The sequence below is a fragment of the Porphyromonas sp. COT-052 OH4946 genome (assembly GCF_000765965.1).
GTDB lineage: Bacteria > Bacteroidota > Bacteroidia > Bacteroidales > Porphyromonadaceae > Porphyromonas > Porphyromonas gulae.
Genome location: NZ_JQZY01000009.1, coordinates 539159 through 559937, shown reverse-complemented (window position 1 = coordinate 559937; position 20779 = coordinate 539159). Strand labels below are relative to the sequence as shown.

Genomic DNA, 20779 nt, shown 5'->3' with positions numbered 1-20779 from the left:
CTTTTGTATCTGCTCAAAATAATAAGCGAAAAGCTAAGCGAGAGACCATCGATGAATGACTTCTCTCTTGCAAATGCTTTTTAAGGGATGACTAAATAAGTAGCTATAGCGGTGTTTTTGGGGGTAGGACAAGGGAGGAAGAAAATCGATAGTGGAAGGCCTTTTTCTCTGCTCTTCGGAACTTATGGCGAACACTGAAAAATACGCGCCAAAAAAGTTTTCAACAACGAAGATGAGTTTGGAATGATTCTAAATAAGCACTTGAAAGGAAGAGCCTTTTGAACGCCAAAAGATGGTAAAACGAACTTCTTTAGCTCGGATTCGGGTTTCTAAGAGGTGATAAAACGATTTGTATATCGACCATTTTCGATTTATATATAAATCATTTTCGATCTGTATATAAATCGTTTTCAATTTATATATAAATCGATTTCATTATCTATATAGATTGTCATGCCATTTATATATAGATCGCAGGTGAAAAAAATCCGTTCGAAAGGTGATAAAAGAAAGGCACGCACCCGATTCAGCCTCGAATCAGGTGCGTGCCTTATGCTTTTATCCGGCCACTGAGAGCCTTATTCCTGCTTATTCGTCATAGGTATAAGCGTTCTTTTCTCTCCTTCCACGATGAGAGAGTGGGTATATGGGATAGCAAAATCGGCCTTGCCGTTTGTAGATATTATATGAAGTCGTAGCATATATAGGGCATTTAGTCGTTGAGTCCACAAATGTAAGAAAAAAGACTAAGTTCGGTGAAGCCTAATTTTGCGTACCTATCTTCCTATCACGCTTTTAGATTCCTCTCTTCCCACCTTTTTATTGCTTCAAGTAAGGCTTCTGCTTGGCTGTTGTTAGGGTGTTTCTGCAGTGTCACCTTTATTTGTTGTATGTCCTTTGGATCTTTCCCTAAGCAAAGGATTCCAAAGGTTAGAGTCTGTGCATAGTCTATCTCATAGGCTGATGGATTGTTTTTTGCCAAAATCTCTCTTATCGCAAATGCTTCTTTATATGCTTGTGCTGCCTCTTTTCGATTATTGATTAGGTAGTATAAAACAGCCAGATTGTTCAATGTTAAGGCCAAGTCCGGATTATAGGCCTCGGAATTTTTCGTCGCGAGTGCTCTGTATATATCCAAGGCTTCTTGATAATAGATTTGGGCTTGCTTTGTTTCGTTGTTATTGCTGAGCAAGAGACCTAGATTATTCAATGTTGAGGCCAAGTCTGGATTATAGGCCTCGGAATTTTTCGTCGCGAGTGCTCTGTATATATCCAAGGCTTCTTGATAATAGATTTGGGCTTGCTTTGTCTCGTTGTTATTGCTGAGCAAGAGACCCAGATTGTTTAATGTCATGGCCAAGTATGAATTATAGGCCTCGGAATTTTTCGTCGCGAGTGCTCTGTATATATCCAAGGCCTCTTGATAATAGATTTGGGCTTGCTTTGTTTCGTTGTTATTGCTGAGCAAGAGACCCAGATTGTTTAATGTCATGGCCAAGTCTGGATTATAGGCCTGAGGATTTTTCTTTGCGAGTGCTCTGTATATATTCAAGGCCTCTTGATAATAGATTTGGGCTCGCTTTGTCTCGTTGTTATTGCTGAGCAAGAGACCCAGATTGTTCAATGTCATGGCCAAGTACGAATTATAGGCCTCGGAATTTTTCGTCGCGAGTGCTCTGTATATATCCAAGGCCTCTTGATAATAGATTTGGACTCGCTTTGTCTCGTTTTTATTGCTGAGCAAGAGACCCAGATTGTTCAATGTCCCAGCCAAATCCGGATTATAGGCACCGGGATTTTTCTTTGCGAGTTCTCTTCTTATATCCAAGGCCTTTTGATAACAGTCTTTGGCTTGCTTCGGCTCATTGTGTTTGTGGAATAAGGCCCCCAGATTGTTCAATGTCATGGCCAAGTCCGCATTATAGGCTTGGGGATTTTTCTTTGCGAGTACCCTGTATATATCCAAGGCCTCTTGATAACAGTCTTTTGCTCGTTCTATCTCATTGTTATTGCCGAGCAAGAGACCCAGATTGTTCAATGTCCCAGCCAAGTCCGCATTATAGGCCTGAGGATTTTTCTTTGCGAGTGCTCTATATATATCCAAGGCCTGTTGATAACAGATTTGGGCTTGCTTTGTTTCGTTGTTATTGCCGAGCAAGAGACCCAGATTGTTCAATGTCATAGCCAAGTCCGGATTATAGGCCTGAGGATTTTTCTTTTCGAGTACTCTGTATATATCCAAGGCCTCTTGATAACAGATTTGGGCTTGCTTTGTTTCGTTGTTATTGCTGAGCAAGACCCCCAGATTGTTCAATGTCATGGCTAAGTCCAGATTATAGGTGTCGGGATTCTTTTTCGCGAGTTCTTTATATACATCTAAGACTTCTTCATAATATTGTTTGGCTTTGGTGAAGTCATTGAGAGAATGTAGTAGGTGGGCATAGCCGAAGAGGTTTTCCGGAGATCGTTCAATCGCGATCAGCTTCTCATAGAAGTTACATGCTTCGTCAAATGAAAACTTAGTCTTGGCAGCTTCGATTAGCTCCCTTAAAACTTTAATAGACTCTTCATCCCTTTTTTCTTCATACTCTTCGTAAATCCGAGTGAGGCTGTTGTCGCTTTTGCCGATCACTACTTGCCGGATGGATTCTAAAGTATCGGCTAATAGGGTATTTCCGCTTTTCTTCAACTCCTCTATTACATGTAATAACTCGGCCGAGTGTTCGAACAGATTTCGGACTATGATTTGCAATGTCTCGCGCAAAGGAAGTTCTATCTCTCGACTGTGGTATAAATCTTCTATGGCCTGTTCTGCTTTTGCTTGACCATCATTAATTGGTAGTTGTTTCAAGTATCGTTCAATATCCCGTGGATCAAGGTCTTTTTCTTTGATGGTTGCCATGATTTGGGTATGTTGTTCTCTATTCTCCAATCGGGACAAGTAGTTGTAAGCTGCTTGGTGCTTGGATTCAGCAAGTCGTTTCTCAAAGCAGGCAATAAAATCTCGTATTTCTTGATCCTCCGGCTCGAATGAAGCTGGGCTTTGGGCATAGGCTTCTAATGCTTGTTTTAGGTTGATTCGTGTGCTCGTTACCACATCATGTTTTGACCAATCGTTTATGGCATATTCGAAAGTAGATCGAATCTGCTCATCGACTTCGGAACGATGAAAACTGTGGATATTCAAGCCGATTTTAATTGCTGCTTTTAATGCATACTCGCCTAATGTTGTAATCATACTTGTAAATGTTTCCGGATTAGTTGCAAATCTAAAGAAAGATAAGCGTGCGTTATACAAAATGATATGGAAAGAAACGGTATAAAAAAGAGGGCATGCCGAATCATGGTCCGGACATGCCCTCTTGAACAGTAAAGGAAATGTAGAGTGGCGGCAGAGGTATTATGTTATAGAACCGATACCCTGCCGGCTTTGTGCTTTATCCGCATTTGGAAGCTCCGCAACTGGTACATAGCAGACAGCCTTCCTGATAAACCAATGTCTCCTGACCGCAACTCGGACATACCTGTCCTGAGAGGGTGGTGCCATTGGGGAGGTAACGTTTCAGGGCGCGCTCCACGCCGTTCTTCCATGTATTGATGGATTCGTCGTTCAGCGACATGCCCTGTACGAGATGTACCACCTGCTCAATAGGCATACCGTAGCGCAAGACGCCTGAGATGAGCTTGGCGTAGTTCCAATATTCGGGATTGAACTTGCTGTCCAAGCCTTCGATGGTTACCTTGAAGCCTTTCTTGTTGCAGAACTGGAAGTCGTAGTGTCGTTCGCCGTTTTCGTCCCTGTTCTTGATTATCTTGCCGTGGGTAACGCTCTTCGGTACCATGATACCTTCGTCATCATCGGCTATACCGGTGAAGATTTCGTAAGGACGTCCATCCTTGAGGCCTACGAAAGCGATCCACTTCTCACGATTGTTTTGGAAGCGAACGACCTCTGCCTCCAGCTCGCGCGGACGGGAGATAAGCATGCTCTGTACCGTGGTCTGGAGAGCTGCCGGCTCCTCTTTCTTGTCTTTCTTCTTCGGTTTGTCGGTGATAAGGACGCCACTGCGCGAACCGTCGCGATAGACGGTACAGCCCTTGCAGCCGCTCTTCCATGCCTCTACATACAAGGTATTGACCAACTCTTCGGTGACATCGGAGGGGAGGTTGATGGTTACGCTGATGGAGTGGTCTACCCACTGCTGGATACGTCCCTGCATCTTCACCTTAGCTACCCAGTCCACATCGTTGGCCGTGGCCTTGTAGTAGGGCGAACGAGCTACGAGGTCGTCGATCTCCTCGTTCGTGTATTTGCGGTCAGGGTCGTAACCGTTGGTGCGCATCCAAGTGACGAAGTTGTGGTGATAGACAACGAACTCTTCGAAGCTGTCGCCTACTTCGTCCACATAGTCGATCTGTACGTTCTTGTCGCTCGGATTCACCTTTCTGCGACGCTTGTAGACGGGCATGAATACCGGCTCGATACCGGAGGAAGTCTGCGTCATCAGACTGGTGGAACCGGTAGGAGCTATCGTGAGGCAGGCGATATTGCGTCGTCCGTACTGCTTCATCTCTTCGTACAGCCACGGATCGGCTTCGCGTATACGGGCTATAAAGGGATTGTTCTCTTCGCGCTTGGCATCGAACAGTTCGAAGGCACCGCGCTCCTTGGCCATGGTCACAGAACTGCTATAGGCGCAGAGTGCGAGGGTCTTCTGTACCTCTTCGGCAAATTGGGTGGCTTCGTCCGAACCGTAGCGGAATCCCATCGCTGCGAGCATATCGCCTTCGGCAGTGATACCTACACCTGTACGACGGCCGGCAAGGGTCTTGCGGCGGATCTTGTGCCAGAGGTTGCGCTCCGAGGTCTTGACTTCTTCGCTTTCGGGGTCGCTGTCTATCTTGCTCAGGATCTGTTCGATCTTTTCGGCTTCGAGGTCGATGATGTCGTCCATTATGCGCTGTGCCAAAACAACGTGGTTGCGGAAAAGTTCGAAGTCGAAGGAGGCTTCGCTCGTGAACGGGTTCTTCACGTAGGAATAGAGGTTGATAGCGAGCAGTCGGCAACTATCGTAAGGACAGAGAGGAATCTCACCACAAGGGTTGGTGGAGACTGTACGGAAGCCCAGATCGGCATAGCAATCGGGTACCGATTCGCGGATGATCGTATCCCAGAAGAGTACACCGGGTTCGGCCGACTTCCAAGCGTTGTGAATGATTTTGCCCCATAGGGTACGTGCATCGATCTCTTTCTCCCACTTCGGGTCTTTGGCATCGATGGGGTACTGTTGTTTATAGGGCTTGCCTTCGACAACGGCACGCATGAATTCATCGTCGATCTTCACCGATACGTTGGCTCCCGTCACCTTGCCTTCGGTCATTTTGGCATCGATGAAGGATTCGGAATCAGGATGCTTGATGGATACGGACAGCATAAGAGCACCGCGACGGCCGTCCTGAGCTACTTCGCGCGTACTGTTGGAGTAGCGTTCCATGAAAGGAACGAGACCGGTGGATGTGAGGGCAGAGTTCTTCACGGGCGAACCTTTCGGGCGAATGTGGGAGAGGTCGTGCCCTACGCCTCCGCGGCGTTTCATCAGCTGTACCTGCTCTTCATCGATCCGGATGATAGCTCCGTAGGAATCGGCATCGCCGTCCAAACCGACAACGAAGCAGTTGGAGAGAGAGGCTATCTGAAAGTCGTTGCCGATACCGGTCATCGGACTTCCCTGAGGTACGATGTAGCGGAAGTGATCGAAGAGGTCGAACAGCTCTTGTTCGGAAAGAGGATTGGGATACTTTTTCTCGATGCGAGCTATTTCGGAGGCTATACGCTTGTGCATGTCCACAGGGCTTTTTTCGTAGATATTCCCTTGGGCATCTTTCAGCGCGTACTTCATTACCCATACTTTGGCGGCAAGTTCATCGCCTTCAAAATAGGCAAGCGAGGCTTTGTATGCCTCGTCGAATGTGTAGATTTTGCGTGACATAGTATTTTGTGTAATTAACTTCTATTTGCGTTTGCAATGTTATGAAGTATATATTAAATGGACAATAGGGAAAACCTTCGTTGTTGAAAAGTTTTCCGAAATAATTTTATAATACGCTTTATATTAGCGTGTTATGATTTTATGGTTTTGTGGAAAGTTTTCCGAATTTTTCACTTCATGAGTGTCAGAGTGGGTGAAAATAAAAATTGAAGGACGATTATCGAGTATAGATATTCGCCACAATCAAATAAAGGGAGGGTGATAAGGTGGGGTAGTATTTCCCCTTTTAAGGCTGATCCACAACGGCAGAGACAGACCCGTCGACGAATTGTGCAACGAGGCGATCGCCTCTCTGCAACTCCGATTGGGAACGGATGGCTTTGCCGTCTTTCAGAACGATGGCGAAGCCACGGCGCAGGGTAGCATTGGGGTGCAGCAGGCGGATGGCCTGTTCGTTGGTTTCGAGGCGTCGATTGTAGCTTTTCAGATTGGCTACCACCAGCAAAGGCAGTCGGGCGGCTACCTGATGCAATCGGCCTGTATTTTGTTTCAGCTCGCTCTTCATCATGGCCGGCAGGCTGCCGCTTGCTATTTGGAGTTGCTGAAGTCCGAAGGCGATCCGCTGTTTAGTGGCTAATCGGAGGCGATCTTCTACGGACTTTATCCGATGGTGTTCTTCACGAACGGATGATTTCAGGATGGCGGGCGTACGGAGCGATAGCTGGGTCAGCCGTTCGTGGCAGTACATCATCATCATTCGGAGTCCTTCGGCTGCACGGGAGCGGAGGTCGTCGATCAATTTCCACTCTTCGCGCTGGCAGTTCACAAGAAAATCGGCCACAGCCGTAGGGGTCTTGAGCGAGCGATAAGCAACGAGATCCACCACTGTCTCGTCCCTGTCGTGTCCGATGCCGGTAAGGATAGGAAGGGGGAAGCGTGCACATCCCTGTCCGATGGCAAGCGAGTCGAAAGCTGCCAGTTCGCTCACTGCTCCTCCTCCGCGAATGATGACTACTATATCGAAAGAATCCCGATGGTATGCGATGCGCTCCAAGGCTCCCAACACCGATGCTTCGGTTTGTGCGCCTTGCATCACGGCTTGGAAGAGGACGGGATAGAAACAGAAGTGCTCGGCCGAATGGCTAAGGTGTGCGATGAAATCTTCGTAGCCGGCAGCCGCACCGGATGAGACTATGGCAATGCGTTGGATGGGGCGGGGTAGGGACAGGCTGCGATTCAGGTCGTATAGGCCTTGCCGGCGCAGTTCTTCGATGATCTCTTTGCGTTTGCGGGCCATGGCCCCCATCGTGTAGGAGGGGTCTATGTCCAGAATGCGAAGGCTTAGCCCGTATTGCTCATGGTAGGATACGCTTACCAGTACCAGAACGTGGAGACCGGAATCGAATGTTTCGCCCGTTTCTCTCCGAAATCGTCCTGATAATGTGGCATAGTCCGAAGCCCATATCATGGCTTTCATACGGGCTGTCACTTGCGAGCCGGATGTATCCTTGTCCAGCAATTCCAAGTAGCAATGCCCCGATATGCCTACGCGGACACCGCTGGTCTCAGCACTGACCCAGTAGCGTCCGGGGAATCCGCTTTCGAGACAATTTCGGACAGCAGAGGCTAACTGGGTAAGCGTATAGGAGGGCATTCAGTGTATCCGATCGGTGAGGGTATATATAATAGGTATGTGCTTATTGATCTCCTTCGGGTATCTTGATGCCGCGATTGAATCCTTCGGCCAGAGAGATCAGCGTTTCGGTAGAGACGATACCGGGGATTTCTTGGATGGTCGAATTCAGGATGTCCATCAGGTGGTCATTGTCGATGGCGAAGAGCTTGATCAGCAAAGAGTAAGGCCCTGTCGTATAGTGGCACTCCACGATCTCCGGAATGTTGTACAGATGGGGGAGTACATCCTTGTACATAGAAGCTTTCTCCAGACGAACACCTACATAAGTACACGTTCTGAAACCCAAAGACTTCGGGTTGATATGATAGCCCGAACCTGTGATAACCCCCATTTCGATCATTCTTTGTACGCGCTGGTGAACGGCAGCACGCGATACGCCGCATTCTTCTGCAACGTCTTTGAACGGCATACGGGCATTATTGGAGATAATGCTCAGGATTCGCCTGTCGAGTTTGTCTAACCTTTCCATATAATTATAATGGCTAAAAACTGAAACAAATGTATGAAAAAACTTATGTCGGGTCTATTTTCGATTGCTTCGAGACTTGATACTATGAAGCGGTAGGACTTTTAAGTATAAACCCCGGAGACTTTACAGTATAAACCCACAGGGGTTTTAAGTATAAACCCGGGAGGCTTTATAGTATCAAGTCTGTGGCCTTTTAAGTATAATACCCAAGGAGCATCGTGTCCTGCTTATACAACGACAGGTTCGAACTATCGTAAAACAAGCGTGCAACTCAATGGGATAAAGGGAAATGCCATATATTTGCAGGGCTTAAAATCCAGCAAATTATAATCGTTTTTTTATATGGAAACAACCCAACTCTCTCCGCTCCGAAAAGGCATCGTAGGCGTACAGTTCCTCTTTGTTGCTTTCGGAGCTACTGTTTTAGTGCCCCTCCTTGTGGGTTTAGACCCTTCGACAGCCCTGTTTACGGCCGGTATCGGCACGTTGATTTTTCATTTGGTGACGAAAGGGAAGGTGCCTATTTTTCTTGGTAGTAGTTTTGCCTTTATCGCTCCTATTATCAAGGCTACGGAGATGTATGGGCTGTCCGGTGCTCTTTCGGGTATGGTCGGTGTGGCTCTGGTTTATTATCTGATGAGTGCTTTGGTCAAGTGGCAGGGAGTACGTGTGATCCAACGTTTGTTTCCGCCTGTAGTCATCGGCCCTGTCATTATCCTGATCGGACTTTCACTTGCAGGAGCCGGTGTGGATATGGCACAGTCCAACTGGATACTGGCTACCATATCGCTTGCTACCGCCGTGGTGGTGACGATGTTGGCTCGGGGGCTTTTCAAGCTGATCCCGATCTTCTGCGGTATAGCGGTGGGCTATGTGATAGCCGTTGTTTTCTATGAGGTCGATCTGAATCCTATTCGAGAAGCTGCGTGGTTGAGTCTGCCTCAGTTTTCTTTCCCCAAGTTCTCTCTTCCTCCCATCCTCTTTATGCTGCCTGTGGCTATCGCTCCCGTGATAGAACATATCGGCGATGTCTATGTGGTAAATACGGTGACGGGGAAAGATTTTGTAAAAGATCCGGGGCTGCATCGTACCCTCTTGGGCGATGGTCTGGCCTGTATGGTAGCAGGTCTGCTGGGAGGACCTCCCGTGACTACTTATTCGGAAGTAACCGGAGCCATGGCTCTGACTCGTGTGACGGATCCGATGGTGATTCGTATAGCCGCCCTGACGGGAATTGTCTTCTCTGCTGTTGGTAAGGTCAGTGCCTTGCTCAAATCCATCCCTCCTGCCGTTCTCGGTGGTATCATGCTGCTTCTCTTCGGTACGATAGCTTCGGCCGGTATTGCCAATCTGGTCAATCATAAAGTGGATATGAGTCGGACACGTAATATTATTATCGTGTCCATCACTCTTACGCTCGGTATCGGCGGAGCAGTCGTTTCGTTCGGTGGATTTACAATGGCCGGTATCGGTTTGGCTGCCATAGTAGGGGTAGTGCTCAATCTGATCTTGCCTCAGGAGCGGGAGTAAGTTATTCTCCGACCGATCTTACCAATGTCTTGTCTCTTCTCTTCATTCCTGTCCGTCAGCGATAGAGTACGCTTGCAGGCATTGCGCAGCGTTCGCTATCTACTGCATCGTGGTGGACACCATGTTCACTCTCCCTATGTATTTCACCTGCTGACACGGGTGGTGGAGGAAAAGACACCGTACTACAGTTTTGACCGTCTTGCATCGGAGACAAAAGAACTTCGGGAGTCAGCCGATTATCGGGGGATTCGCCGTCGCAAGGTACTGGAGCTGATCTTTCGCCTGACGATCTTCAGTAAGGCAAAGCGAGCAATATGCATTTCTACGGGCGATTCCGTACTGCCGAAATATCTTTCTGCCGCACGACCGGAAATAGAGCTTTCGGCTGAAGATGGCGACAGGTCGATAACGGACTCGAAGCAGGCGGATCCGCTCCTTCTCGTAGTGGAAAGGGATGCTCCTCTGTCTGCTTCTATTCGACAATGTTTGTCCGGCTCTTTGCCGGATGGCTCTATGGCGATTTTGTACTGTCCTCGTCGCAGGGGAGAGGCTTTTCGCCTATGGCAAGAGCTTGACAAGAATCCTGCAGCACGGGTTTCGATCGATACGGGCGAATTGCTGATTGTAATTTTTCATCGTGGACTGAACAAGCGGAGCTATAAAGCGTTTCTATAAATAATAAAACGATAGAAGCGATATGTCTAAAAGTATGATATACACCCGCACGGGTGACAAGGGAACGACCAGCTTGGTCGGAGGAGAACGTGTACCCAAATACCACCAAAGGCTTGAGTGCTACGGTACGATAGACGAATTGAACTCATTTATCGGCCTGCTGATGAGTGAGGACTTGCCGGAAGAGGATCGGGATTTTCTGCGTACCATACAGCACAAGCTTTTCACCGTCGGATCCTATCTGGCCACAAATCAGGAGAACAGAGAGCTGATGGTGGAGAGTCGGGTACATCCCGAAACGATAGAACGTGTGGAGCAGGAAATAGATCGTTTGGACAATGCCATTCCCAAGATGACGGCTTTCATCTTGCCCGGAGGCAGCCGTTCTACTTCTTTGGCGCACGTTTGCCGTACGGTATGCCGGCGAGCCGAACGTCATATATACCGCTTGAGTGAAGAGGCACTGGTGGAGGAACCCGTGATGCGCTATATCAATCGTCTGAGCGATTATTTCTTTGCTCTGGCTCGAAAAGAGGTTTGGCGTACGACCGGAGGTGAAATTATTTGGGATAAGACCTGCGATTGAGAAAAAACTGTAGAATCGATTTGGAAGCTTAATAAGAAGGAGTGAGAAAAGGCTTCGGATATTAGGTTTAGTCAGAAAAATCTTTTTTTATCTTTGCTGCTTACAAAATCGGAAGAAATCCCATCCTAATGTCGGCATCGGCTGTCATGAATATGCGGTCTTCTTTCATCGATCCGATTTATATCAGAACAAAAACAAATGATTGCTTTCCAAGCCCTGCAAGCCATCTCTCCGATAGATGGCCGGTATCGCAACAAAGTAGAAGCACTTAGTCGCTATTTTTCAGAGGAATCTCTAATTCGCTATCGTGTAAAGGTGGAGGTGGAATACTTCATTGCCCTTTGCAATGAATTGCCTTCGCTGAAAGGTGTCTGCCCTCCGTCTTTAGAGGAAGAGTTGCGCCGTATATACCAAGATTTCAGCGAGACGGATGCCGTACGTGTAAAGGAGATAGAGGCGGTAACGAATCATGACGTCAAGGCCGTGGAGTATTTCCTCAAAGAGCGGTTCGCGGCCATGGGGATACAAGATGCCAAAGAATTTATCCACTTCGGTCTGACCTCGCAGGATATAAACAATACGGCTTTCCCGATGATGATACGCGAGGCAATGACCGAGGTTTACATGCCCGCTTTGCAGGAGTTGGTGGAGCAGCTTCATGCTTATGCTCTTCAGTGGAAAGATGTCCCGATGCTGGCCAAAACACATGGACAACCGGCATCGCCCACTCGCTTAGGAAAGGAAATAGAAGTATTCGTCTATCGCTTGCGTAAGCAGATCGGCCTGTTGCTGGCAGTACCTCATTCAGCCAAATTCGGTGGTGCTACGGGCAATTTCAATGCCCATCATGTGGCTTATCCTGAGCATAACTGGAGCGATTTTGGCCGTCGGTTCGTAACTTCTCTCGGGCTTGAAAGAGAAGAACTCACTACACAAATATCCAACTACGACAACATGGCAGCCTTATTTGATGCCTGCTGTCGAATCAATGTGATACTGATCGACCTCTGCCGTGATTTCTGGCAGTATATTTCGATGGAGTACTTCAAACAGAAGATCAAGGCCGGCGAGGTCGGTTCTTCTGCCATGCCCCACAAAGTGAATCCTATCGACTATGAAAATGCCGAAGGCAATCTGGGTATTGCGAATGCCATATTTGAGCATTTGTCACGCAAATTGCCTATTTCACGCTTGCAGCGGGACCTGACGGATTCCACCGTACTCCGTAACGTGGGTACTCCTTTGGCGCATTCTCTCATAGCAGTCACGAGTATAGCCAAAGGGCTTGGCAAACTGCTTCTCAACGAAGCTGCTCTTGATCGGGATTTGCAGAACAACTATGCCGTGGTGGCTGAGGCTATACAAACTATTCTTCGCAGAGAAGGGTATCCCAATCCATATGAAACATTGAAGGCTCTGACGCGTACGAATGAGGCGGTGACAGCCGAATCTATTGCACGTTTTATCGAAGCATTGGATATTGATGAAGCCGTGAAGGAGGAAATGCGCCGCATATCTCCTTCTAATTACGTGGGAATCTGAAATTTTCATATTTTCGTAACCCAAAGAGTCAAAAAGACAAATTCATAGTTTGCAACCGTGAGGTTGTATGTGTAAAATCTAAGCAATAATCTATCAAAGATGACAACTGAAGAACGCGATATTTTCGCAGATACGAGCAAGGATGATATTTCTCCTTCGGAAAAGCACATAGAAAAACCTACGCCTTTCCGTTCGTCAAGAATGAGTTCAGGGGGAGGTTTCAGACCTACTCCCAGAGTAGGGGCTACATCCAAACCCGAGCCGACTGATCAATTGCAACAGCGTAAACGAAGAGTACGTATCGGTGAGCAGCAGAGCAGCCGACCACAATCGTACAGACGTGATGATTTCTCCGGAGGGGAGGGAAATAACCGCTCTGAAGCTCCTTCGTACAATAATCGATATGGTCGGGACGGGCAGCGTACGACTTATCCGGCTTCATACCGCCAAAATGAAGAGCGTGGGCAGAGACGCGACAGGCATTTTGAGAAAGAATACGATGCCAATCGTGCTATGGATAGCGAGCGTATGCGTGGTTCGGGATCATCTTATCCCCGTCAGTTTCGGGATACGGAAAGATCGATGTATTCGGGTGGCAATAGAACACTGACACTTCCACAGCAAAAGAAGAAAAAGAAACAGCCGAAAGCTCCGATCGTGCCTGTAAAGTATCGTGAGGTACTGGTCGATCCGAATGAGCCGATCAGGCTGAACAAGTTCCTGAGCAATGCCGGTGTTTGCTCGCGAAGGGAAGCGGATCTACTGATCGAAAAGGGAGAGATCACGGTCAATGGAGAAGTCGTGACCGAACTCGGCAGAAGAATTACACGTCAGGATGAGGTAATCTACAAGGATAAGAGAGTGGAAATAGAGAGCAAGGTCTATGTACTGCTCAATAAGCCTAAAAATTGTGTTACTACCTCCGACGATCCCGAATGCCGTACTACGGTAATGGATATAGTGCGATACGCCTGTCCTGAAAGAATATATCCGGTAGGTCGTTTGGATAGAAATACTACAGGTGTGCTCCTGATTACTAATGATGGCGATCTTGCCTCTAAGCTGACCCATCCGTCTTTCAAGAAGAAGAAGATCTACCACGTGTGGCTCAACAAGGATGTAAGCATTGAAGACATGCAGAAAATAGCCGATGGGGTGGAGTTGGATGATGGTGAGATACATGCCGATGCCATCAGTTATGTAAAAGAAGACGATCTTTCGCAGGTAGGAATAGAGATTCATAGCGGACGGAATCGTATTGTGCGCCGTTTGTTTGAGCATCTTGGCTATCGCGTTGTCAAACTGGATCGCGTTTATTTTGCCGGACTGACCAAGAAGAATCTGCCCCGTGGAAAATGGCGCTATCTGAATGAGCAGGAGGTGAATAATCTTAGAATGGGAGCTTTCGAATAATATAAACATAAATAATGAATAGTATTATACAATGGATAAGAAGATGAAAAGAACTAGAATCGCAGACGCCCTCCATGGAGAGCTGGTCGGCCGAGAAATCAACATCAAAGGATGGGTACGCACCAAGCGCGGCAACAAGGCTGTGAATTTTATCGCTCTCAATGATGGTTCTACGATTCATAATATGCAGATCGTAGCAGATCTTGCTTCCTTCGATGCTGCACAGATGTCTCAGATTACCACGGGTGCTTGCATCGGTGTTATAGGCACTTTGGTCGAATCTCAAGGAGCAGGCCAGTCCGTAGAGGTACAAGCGTCAGCTATTGAGATTTATGGTACGGCTGATCCGGCTACTTATCCGCTACAGAAGAAAGGCCATACGTTGGAGTTTTTGAGAGAGATTGCACATTTGCGCCCACGCACCAATACTTTCAGTGCCATCTATCGTATCCGACACCATATGGCTATCGCCATTCATACCTTTTTTCATAACAAAGGGTATTATTACTTCCACGCACCTCTTATTACGGCCAGTGACTGTGAAGGAGCCGGACAGATGTTTCAGGTGACAACGCTGAACCCTGATTCTCTCCCTCGAACGGAAGAGGGGCAAGTGGACTATCGTAAAGATTTCTTCGGCCGTCATACCTCATTGACCGTTTCAGGACAATTGGAGGGTGAAATGGCTGCTATGGCTTTGGGGGGTATTTATACTTTCGGCCCCACGTTCCGTGCAGAAAATTCCAATACACCGCGTCACTTGGCTGAGTTCTGGATGATCGAACCGGAAGTCGCATTCCTTGAGATAGAGGATAATATGGACTTGGCGGAAGAGTTCATCAAATATTGCGTACAGTGGGCTTTGGATAAATGTATGGATGACATCAGTTTCCTTTCTGAACACTTTGACAAAGAGCTGATCGATCGTCTCAAGTTTGTACTCGAAAAACCATTTGTTCGTTTGGCCTATACGGAAGGTATTCGTATTCTGGAAGAAGCCGTCAAGAATGGTGTAAAATTTGAATTCCCTATCTATTGGGGGGCAGATTTGGCCAGCGAACACGAGCGTTATCTGGTTGAGGTGCATTTCAAGACACCGGTTATCATGACGGACTACCCCAAAGAGATCAAGAGTTTCTACATGAAGCTGAACGATGACGGAAAGACTGTCCGTGGTATGGATGTACTTTTCCCGAAGATCGGAGAAATCATCGGTGGCTCCGAGCGTGAAGCCGACTACGACAAATTGATAGCTCGTGCTAATGAAATGGGAGTGCCGGAGAAAGATATTTGGTGGTATCTTGACTCGCGTCGTTATGGTACTGCACCGCATAGCGGCTTTGGTTTGGGCTTCGAACGCCTGCTGCTATTTGTAACGGGAATGAGTAATATCCGAGATGTAATTCCTTTCCCACGGACGCCGAACAACGCGGAGTTTTAGAGAAGACTGTTCAAAAAAAGTATAGACAAAAGGGTGTGCCGTTGTGGCATGCCCTTTTGCTTTTTGTCATAAGCTTTTTGCTGATTAGGATTCTGTTTGTTTCGACAAAAAATGGTGAAATCATATTCATGGAGGAGATTTTTCAGATTGTTTTTCGTCGAATTTGTTTCTAAAAGCAAGATTATTCACAAGAAAGCGTTTATTTTGCAACTTGTTATAAAAACCTTATGCGATCAGTCCTGAAGAGAGTATTCTGTCTTTTTGCTTTATGAAGATAGAGCCGTCTATAGAGTATATATTGTTTTATTTTTTCTTTGGACAGAACAATTAAACGTAAATTTTCGTTCTTATAGAGTGGGGATATAACAGAATAGAACATTTGAGGCGAAAAAAGAGCATGCGCACCACTAATCTCCAGTAAACTGGAGCTTCTTTTGTAGCCCATTAATATAAAAATAACTATTTTTTTGGAGGAGAAGAAGATGGAAGAAAAAACAAGAATCTTTCTCTGTGAGGACGATAGTAATATCGGACCGCTCTTGAAAGAATTTCTCGAGACGAAAGATTACATCGTCGATCTTTATGGTGATGGAGAAGAGGGTTATTCCAACTACGTCAAGAATTCGTATGACATTTGTGTGCTCGACATCATGATGCCGCGTAAGGATGGCATCACGTTGGCACAGGATATACGGTTGATCGATCCGGATATGCCCATTATTTTCCTTAGTGCTAAAGCGAAGAAAGAAGATATTATCGAAGGATTCAAAATCGGAGCTGACGATTATGTCACCAAACCTTTCAGTATGGAAGAGTTGGCTATGCGTATCGAAGCCGTACTGCGACGCTCTGGTGCACGTTCGAACAAGTATATGCTCTACTACCGTATCGGTAAGTACTTGTTCGATACTCAGAAGCAAACCATCGCGATCGATGATCAGGTGACTCGATTGACTACCAAAGAAAACGAGCTGTTGGCCTTGCTTTGTGCCAATGCTAATGAAACCCTTGAGCGCAACTATGCCCTGAAGACGATATGGGCGGATGACAACTATTTCAATGCAAGAAGCATGGATGTTTATGTCACGAAGTTGCGCAAGCTCTTGAAAGGTGATTCTCAAATCGAGATCAAGAATATTCACGGAAAGGGCTATAAGCTGGTGACTCCGCTCAAAGAGAAGGAGTTACAAGAGGAGCTGATCAAAGAGGTCTAAAGAGCAACTTTCCGCCCCCTCTCAGTCTGGAAAGAGAATGAGGCTGTGCAGTATCCTGCTGTGCAGCCTTATCTATTCCTGATACATATTTTTAGTACTAAAAACAATGCTTCGATTTTCTGACTTAAAGTCTTTCTCCGATGCAGATCGATCTGCAGTTATCCGATATGTATGGGAGCTGTATACGACTTCGTTTCCTGCAGAGGAGAGACGCTCGTATGACAATTTCTTACGTACGGTTCTTTCAGACCCATCTTGCAGCCTCTTTCTGATCGGCGAGCGTGATGTAGCGGAAGAGACCAAAGGTTTTATCATTAGCTGGACTTTGGCGCCCGAATTGTCTTTTATCGAGCATTTTGCTATCGCTCCCGAATGGAGAAATCGTAATATAGGGCAGACTGCCATAGAAATGATGACAGCATTGGCTCTGTCCTCGGATTCATGTGTACTGCTGGAAGCTGAGCCTCCCCTGACGGAGATTGCCAGACGACGAATCGGCTTTTATGAAAGAGCCGGATTCGAAATTATTGATACCGACTATACACAGCCTCCGTATGAAGAGGACGGTAGGGGAGTGCCGCTGTATTTGATGGCTTATAATAAGGGAGAGATTGACGCGAAGAGTGCAACGAAACTGTTGTATGGAACGGTCTATAATTGTCCCCGTTAATCAGCCTTTGGCAAACGTTCCGATTCTTCCTGTAGAAATAGCGGAGGGAAATTATCCTTTCCAGTGCCGTCCCTGTATGATATTGCGTTCTTGAATGCGACGACGGATCAGGTGTGTGAACTCGTGATTCTTCAATCCCCATTTCGGCATCAGGAGAAGTTCGGCCGGAGACTGCGATACGAAACGTTCAAGCACAATATCAGGACGCAGGCGTTCGATGAAATCAAGGCACAGGTCGATATATTCCTCCTCGGAGTAAAAATGAAAGTCTGAGGGATTCTCTGCGTATTCTTTGGCCATGGCCGTACCTCGGATGATTTGCAGTTGATGCAACTTCAGCGTGGTCACGGGCAATGCCGATACCTCGTCAGCGTGCCTGAGTATATCCACCCTGCTTTCCCCCGGTAGTCCGAGGATCAGATGCACACCTACCGGCAATCCCGCCTTAGCCGTTCGCTCGATAGCTGCCATACTATCCGACCAGAGGTGTCCGCGATTCACTCGCCGGAGAGTGCTGTCCAGCGTACTCTCTACACCATATTCCACGAGAACAAATACTCTTTCCGACAAATCCTTCAAATAGGACAAAAGAGAATCCGGCATGCAATCCGGTCGGGTGCCTATAATAATGCCTACTACATTGGGGTAGTTCAGGGCTTCTTCGTACTTGCGGATGATCTCGGCTTGCTCTCCATAAGTATTGGTATAGGCTTGGAAATAGGCCAGGTATTTCATCTGAGGATACTTCCGAGCGAAGAAAGCTATCCCGTCTCTTAGCTGTTCCGACACGGAGTGGTGTCTCATGGCGAAGGCAGGACTGAAGGTCTGATTGTTGCAATAGGTGCAGCCACCCCATCCTTTCAGTCCGTCTCGGTTGGGACAGGTGAAGCCTGCATTGAGGGTAATCTTCTGTACCTTATAGTGTGGAAATACCTGCCGGAGGTAGTCGCCGAACTCTCTGTATCCTTGGCTTGGAGCTGTCATCATTAGACCAAAGATAGCGGATATTTTACCCTATTGATACAAAGCCATGCCAACCCATTCTCTTTTCTCCGCGCTCTTTGCTGCGAACGAATTGGTGTAGGAGGCGAATCTCTATTTTCAGGCCGACAAATTCCAATAGATTATTCCCTTATGAAGAAAAAGCTGTTTGCCATTTGCCTCTCTTTGATCGGTTTTCTGCCCTGTATGCAGGCTTCCACGGTTCATACCGAAGCGATCGAAAAAGAAACGGATAGTTTGTACTCACACATATTGGATAAAGTGGTTGTCCTCTCTACCGGTACATTCATCAAGGAGACCAACGCTCTGATGAAGCTACCGGGGGCATATTCCATCCTGAACACCCGTCTTCTGGAGCAGTCCCGCATCACGTCCATTCCTGCATTGACGAGCTATGTGCCCAATCTTTATATACCCGAATACGGCTCCAAAATGTCGTCAGCCATGTATTTAAGAGGGGTAGGGGCTCGCAGTAGCGGACAGACCATTGGTATATATGTGGATGGAGTGCCGTATTTGAATAGAAGTTCCTTCAACTTCGAGCTGGCCGACGTGCAGGGAGTACAGATCCTTCGTGGCCCTCAGGGTACTCTCTACGGCAGAAATGCCATGGCCGGCGTGATCAACGTCCATACCCGATCCCCGTTTGCCCCCAAGCGAACGGAGCTGACAGGCGGTGCAGGGAGGAATGGCTTCTACAACTTCAAGGCCAAAGGCAATCTGCACATCTCGGAACGTATGGCCTTGGCTTATGCCGCCTATGCGGACAAAGCGGACGGCTACAATCGTAACGACTTCACCGGCAAATGGGCTGACGGGGAGAGCAATATCGGCGGACGTCTGAAGTTGGAAATGCACCCGGACGAAACCCTGCAAATGTCGCTTGGCGCGGATTATGACTTCGGCGATCAGGCCGCATTTCCTTATCGCAAATATGACGAAAACACGGGCGTGCTACACCCCGTAGACTATAATGACGAAGGACACTACCGCCGGCATATACTGACGTCGCGATTCCTGCTGAATAAAAAGTTTGTCCCCTTCACCATCAGTTCCGCCACGGGCTTCCAGCTCTTGAACGATGAGATGAATATGGATCAGGACTATACCCGGCTCGATTTGTTTGCCATTACACAGCGACAAAAGAACCATAGCCTGACGCAGGAATTTGCCTTGCGGGACAATTCTTCGGGTCGCTATCATTGGAGTGCCGGCCTGTTCGGATTCTATGATTACAATTCGCTCGACGTTCCTATCCTCTTCAAGAAAGATGGCATCCGCACCATGCTGCAGACGCAGTTCGACAAACTCAATGCCATGCCGCAAATCCCCGTCATCCTCATGGCGGATATGTCGAGCGATCTCACCCTTCCCGGACACTTCGATCGGCCTACGCTCGGTGCCGCCCTCTTCCACCAGTCCACGATAGACGACCTGTTCGTTCGCTCTCTTTCCGCCACCATCGGACTTAGGCTGGACTACGAATACCAGCGATTCGACTACTCCGAATCAGCTTCCTTTCCGATATTCGTTACGGTGAAATCCACCGGCCAAACCTATCCCCTCAGTGTGCCGAGTGTGATGGAGGGCAGGGAGTCGAAGGCCACGTGGGAACTACTACCCAAATTCTCGCTCAAATACGCTCCGTCGGCTGACCTGACTACTTACTTTTCGATGGCAAAAGGTTACAAAGCCGGAGGATACAACGAGCAGGTCTTTGCCGACCTCATCATGCAACAGCAGCAAAGCGATCTCATGTCCGCCGTCATGAACCAACCGCTCAAACCCGTGGTGGACAACGTGGAGCAGACGATCTCCTTCAAACCCGAATACAGCCACAGTTACGAGCTCGGCTTGCACTGGAAGCCGCAGCAGCGAAGACTTGCCCTCGATGCCGCCCTCTTCCTTACCGACACGCGGGACCTCCAGCTCACCAGATTCGTGGACAACGGTACGGGGCGCATGATCGTCAATGCCGGACGCTCACGTAGCATCGGCGTGGAGACTTCGCTCCAAGCCCTCATCATGCGGGGACTGACCGTTACGGCCAATTACGGCTTTGCCCGTGCCGAATTTGTCGATTACACCGTGGAAAAGAAAATAGGCGGACAAGTGGTTTCATTCGATTACAAAGGCAAACGCGTTCCTTTCATCCCCTTGCATACCTATGCCTTGGTGCTCCATTACGATAAGGCCTTCTCCGGCTCGCTTATCGATCGTCTCTTCTGTACGGTGGATCTCAATGGAGCCGGTTCCATCTATTGGAAAGAGGACAATACCGTCCGCCAACCGCCCTATCTGACACTGAACGGACGCATCGGTATCGGCATGGGCATGGCTACCCTTTCGTTTTGGGGACGCAATTTGACGGATACGGACTACACCGTCTTTTATTTCGAATCTTTGGGCAATAAGTTCAAGCAGCAAGCCAAACCGCTGCGCTTCGGCCTCGAATGCACATTCACCCTGTAATTCTACTTTCATGTAGAACCGAGTTGTGTAAAATTGGATCGTTGATCCGACTTGAAGCAATTCAAACCGAGAAAATCGG

The 20779-nt window shown here is 47.7% G+C and carries 14 protein-coding genes; 9 read left to right on the top strand and 5 right to left on the bottom strand.

Annotation, left to right across the window (positions count from 1 at the left end):
* Window positions 1–787: 787 nt before the first annotated feature.
* From HQ50_RS04770 to HQ50_RS04755, 4 genes are all read right to left on the bottom strand, one after another.
* Window positions 788–3238 carry a tetratricopeptide repeat protein gene (locus HQ50_RS04770; protein ID WP_081960047.1) on the bottom strand — a complete coding sequence of 817 codons (2451 nt, stop codon included), beginning with the start codon at window positions 3236–3238 and terminating at the stop codon, window positions 788–790.
* Window positions 3239–3437: 199 nt separating this feature from the next.
* Entirely contained in the window at window positions 3438–5990 is a 2553-nt protein-coding gene (locus tag HQ50_RS04765; protein ID WP_039428586.1) for an adenosylcobalamin-dependent ribonucleoside-diphosphate reductase, read from the bottom strand.
* Window positions 5991–6276: 286 nt separating this feature from the next.
* Complete coding sequence (gene xseA, locus HQ50_RS04760; RefSeq protein WP_039428585.1) at window positions 6277–7644, bottom strand: exodeoxyribonuclease VII large subunit; 1368 nt, start codon at window positions 7642–7644, stop codon at window positions 6277–6279.
* Between the two features lie 43 nt (window positions 7645–7687).
* Complete coding sequence (locus tag HQ50_RS04755; RefSeq protein ID WP_018965672.1) at window positions 7688–8155, bottom strand: Lrp/AsnC family transcriptional regulator; 468 nt, start codon at window positions 8153–8155, stop codon at window positions 7688–7690.
* 342 nt (window positions 8156–8497) lie between these two features.
* Between HQ50_RS04755 and HQ50_RS04750 the strand changes: the two genes are divergently transcribed.
* The 8 genes from HQ50_RS04750 to HQ50_RS04715 all read left to right on the top strand — a co-directional run bounded on the left by HQ50_RS04750 (window position 8498) and on the right by HQ50_RS04715 (window position 17226).
* Window positions 8498–9685: a uracil-xanthine permease family protein gene (locus HQ50_RS04750; protein WP_018965673.1), complete on the top strand. Its 1188-nt coding sequence runs from the start codon at window positions 8498–8500 to the stop codon at window positions 9683–9685.
* Window positions 9686–9709: 24 nt separating this feature from the next.
* Window positions 9710–10360 carry a hypothetical protein gene (locus HQ50_RS04745; RefSeq protein ID WP_039428584.1) on the top strand — a complete coding sequence of 217 codons (651 nt, stop codon included), beginning with the start codon at window positions 9710–9712 and terminating at the stop codon, window positions 10358–10360.
* Window positions 10361–10382: 22 nt separating this feature from the next.
* Window positions 10383–10946, top strand: coding sequence for a cob(I)yrinic acid a,c-diamide adenosyltransferase (locus HQ50_RS04740; protein WP_039421345.1), 564 nt, complete (start codon window positions 10383–10385; stop codon window positions 10944–10946).
* A 198-nt stretch (window positions 10947–11144) separates the two neighbouring features.
* Entirely contained in the window at window positions 11145–12488 is a 1344-nt protein-coding gene (gene purB, locus HQ50_RS04735) for an adenylosuccinate lyase (protein WP_039428582.1), read from the top strand.
* Window positions 12489–12587: 99 nt separating this feature from the next.
* Window positions 12588–13901, top strand: coding sequence for a pseudouridine synthase (locus tag HQ50_RS04730; RefSeq protein WP_039428580.1), 1314 nt, complete (start codon window positions 12588–12590; stop codon window positions 13899–13901).
* 31 nt (window positions 13902–13932) lie between these two features.
* The gene (gene asnS, locus HQ50_RS04725) at window positions 13933–15342 is read left to right on the top strand and encodes an asparagine--tRNA ligase (RefSeq protein WP_039417921.1); all 1410 of its coding nucleotides are present in this window, start codon (window positions 13933–13935) and stop codon (window positions 15340–15342) included.
* Between the two features lie 482 nt (window positions 15343–15824).
* Window positions 15825–16556: a response regulator transcription factor gene (locus HQ50_RS04720; RefSeq protein WP_026292103.1), complete on the top strand. Its 732-nt coding sequence runs from the start codon at window positions 15825–15827 to the stop codon at window positions 16554–16556.
* Between the two features lie 106 nt (window positions 16557–16662).
* Window positions 16663–17226, top strand: coding sequence for an N-acetyltransferase (locus tag HQ50_RS04715; protein WP_039428579.1), 564 nt, complete (start codon window positions 16663–16665; stop codon window positions 17224–17226).
* 51 nt (window positions 17227–17277) lie between these two features.
* On the opposite strand, the gene HQ50_RS04710 is transcribed toward HQ50_RS04715, so the two are convergent.
* Entirely contained in the window at window positions 17278–18213 is a 936-nt protein-coding gene (locus HQ50_RS04710; RefSeq protein WP_018964568.1) for a TIGR01212 family radical SAM protein, read from the bottom strand.
* A gap of 147 nt (window positions 18214–18360) precedes the next feature.
* Between HQ50_RS04710 and HQ50_RS04705 the strand changes: the two genes are divergently transcribed.
* Complete coding sequence (locus tag HQ50_RS04705; RefSeq protein WP_052074896.1) at window positions 18361–20700, top strand: TonB-dependent receptor; 2340 nt, start codon at window positions 18361–18363, stop codon at window positions 20698–20700.
* Window positions 20701–20779 lie beyond the last annotated feature (79 nt).

Bases quoted from the DNA above. Each gene is read 5' to 3' on its own strand.
- HQ50_RS04710 (WP_018964568.1), bottom strand. From the start codon at position 18,213: ATGATGACAGCTCCAAGCCAAGGATACAGAGAGTTCGGCGACTACCTC.
- HQ50_RS04765 (WP_039428586.1), bottom strand. From the start codon at position 5,990: ATGTCACGCAAAATCTACACATTCGACGAGGCATACAAAGCCTCGCTT.
- purB (WP_039428582.1), top strand. From the start codon at position 11,145: ATGATTGCTTTCCAAGCCCTGCAAGCCATCTCTCCGATAGATGGCCGG.
- HQ50_RS04740 (WP_039421345.1), top strand. From the start codon at position 10,383: ATGTCTAAAAGTATGATATACACCCGCACGGGTGACAAGGGAACGACC.
- HQ50_RS04715 (WP_039428579.1), top strand. From the start codon at position 16,663: ATGCTTCGATTTTCTGACTTAAAGTCTTTCTCCGATGCAGATCGATCT.
- HQ50_RS04730 (WP_039428580.1), top strand. From the start codon at position 12,588: ATGACAACTGAAGAACGCGATATTTTCGCAGATACGAGCAAGGATGAT.
- HQ50_RS04755 (WP_018965672.1), bottom strand. From the start codon at position 8,155: ATGGAAAGGTTAGACAAACTCGACAGGCGAATCCTGAGCATTATCTCC.
- HQ50_RS04750 (WP_018965673.1), top strand. From the start codon at position 8,498: ATGGAAACAACCCAACTCTCTCCGCTCCGAAAAGGCATCGTAGGCGTA.
- xseA (WP_039428585.1), bottom strand. From the start codon at position 7,644: ATGCCCTCCTATACGCTTACCCAGTTAGCCTCTGCTGTCCGAAATTGT.
- HQ50_RS04705 (WP_052074896.1), top strand. From the start codon at position 18,361: ATGAAGAAAAAGCTGTTTGCCATTTGCCTCTCTTTGATCGGTTTTCTG.
- HQ50_RS04745 (WP_039428584.1), top strand. From the start codon at position 9,710: ATGTCTTGTCTCTTCTCTTCATTCCTGTCCGTCAGCGATAGAGTACGC.
- HQ50_RS04770 (WP_081960047.1), bottom strand. From the start codon at position 3,238: ATGATTACAACATTAGGCGAGTATGCATTAAAAGCAGCAATTAAAATC.
- HQ50_RS04720 (WP_026292103.1), top strand. From the start codon at position 15,825: ATGGAAGAAAAAACAAGAATCTTTCTCTGTGAGGACGATAGTAATATC.
- asnS (WP_039417921.1), top strand. From the start codon at position 13,933: ATGGATAAGAAGATGAAAAGAACTAGAATCGCAGACGCCCTCCATGGA.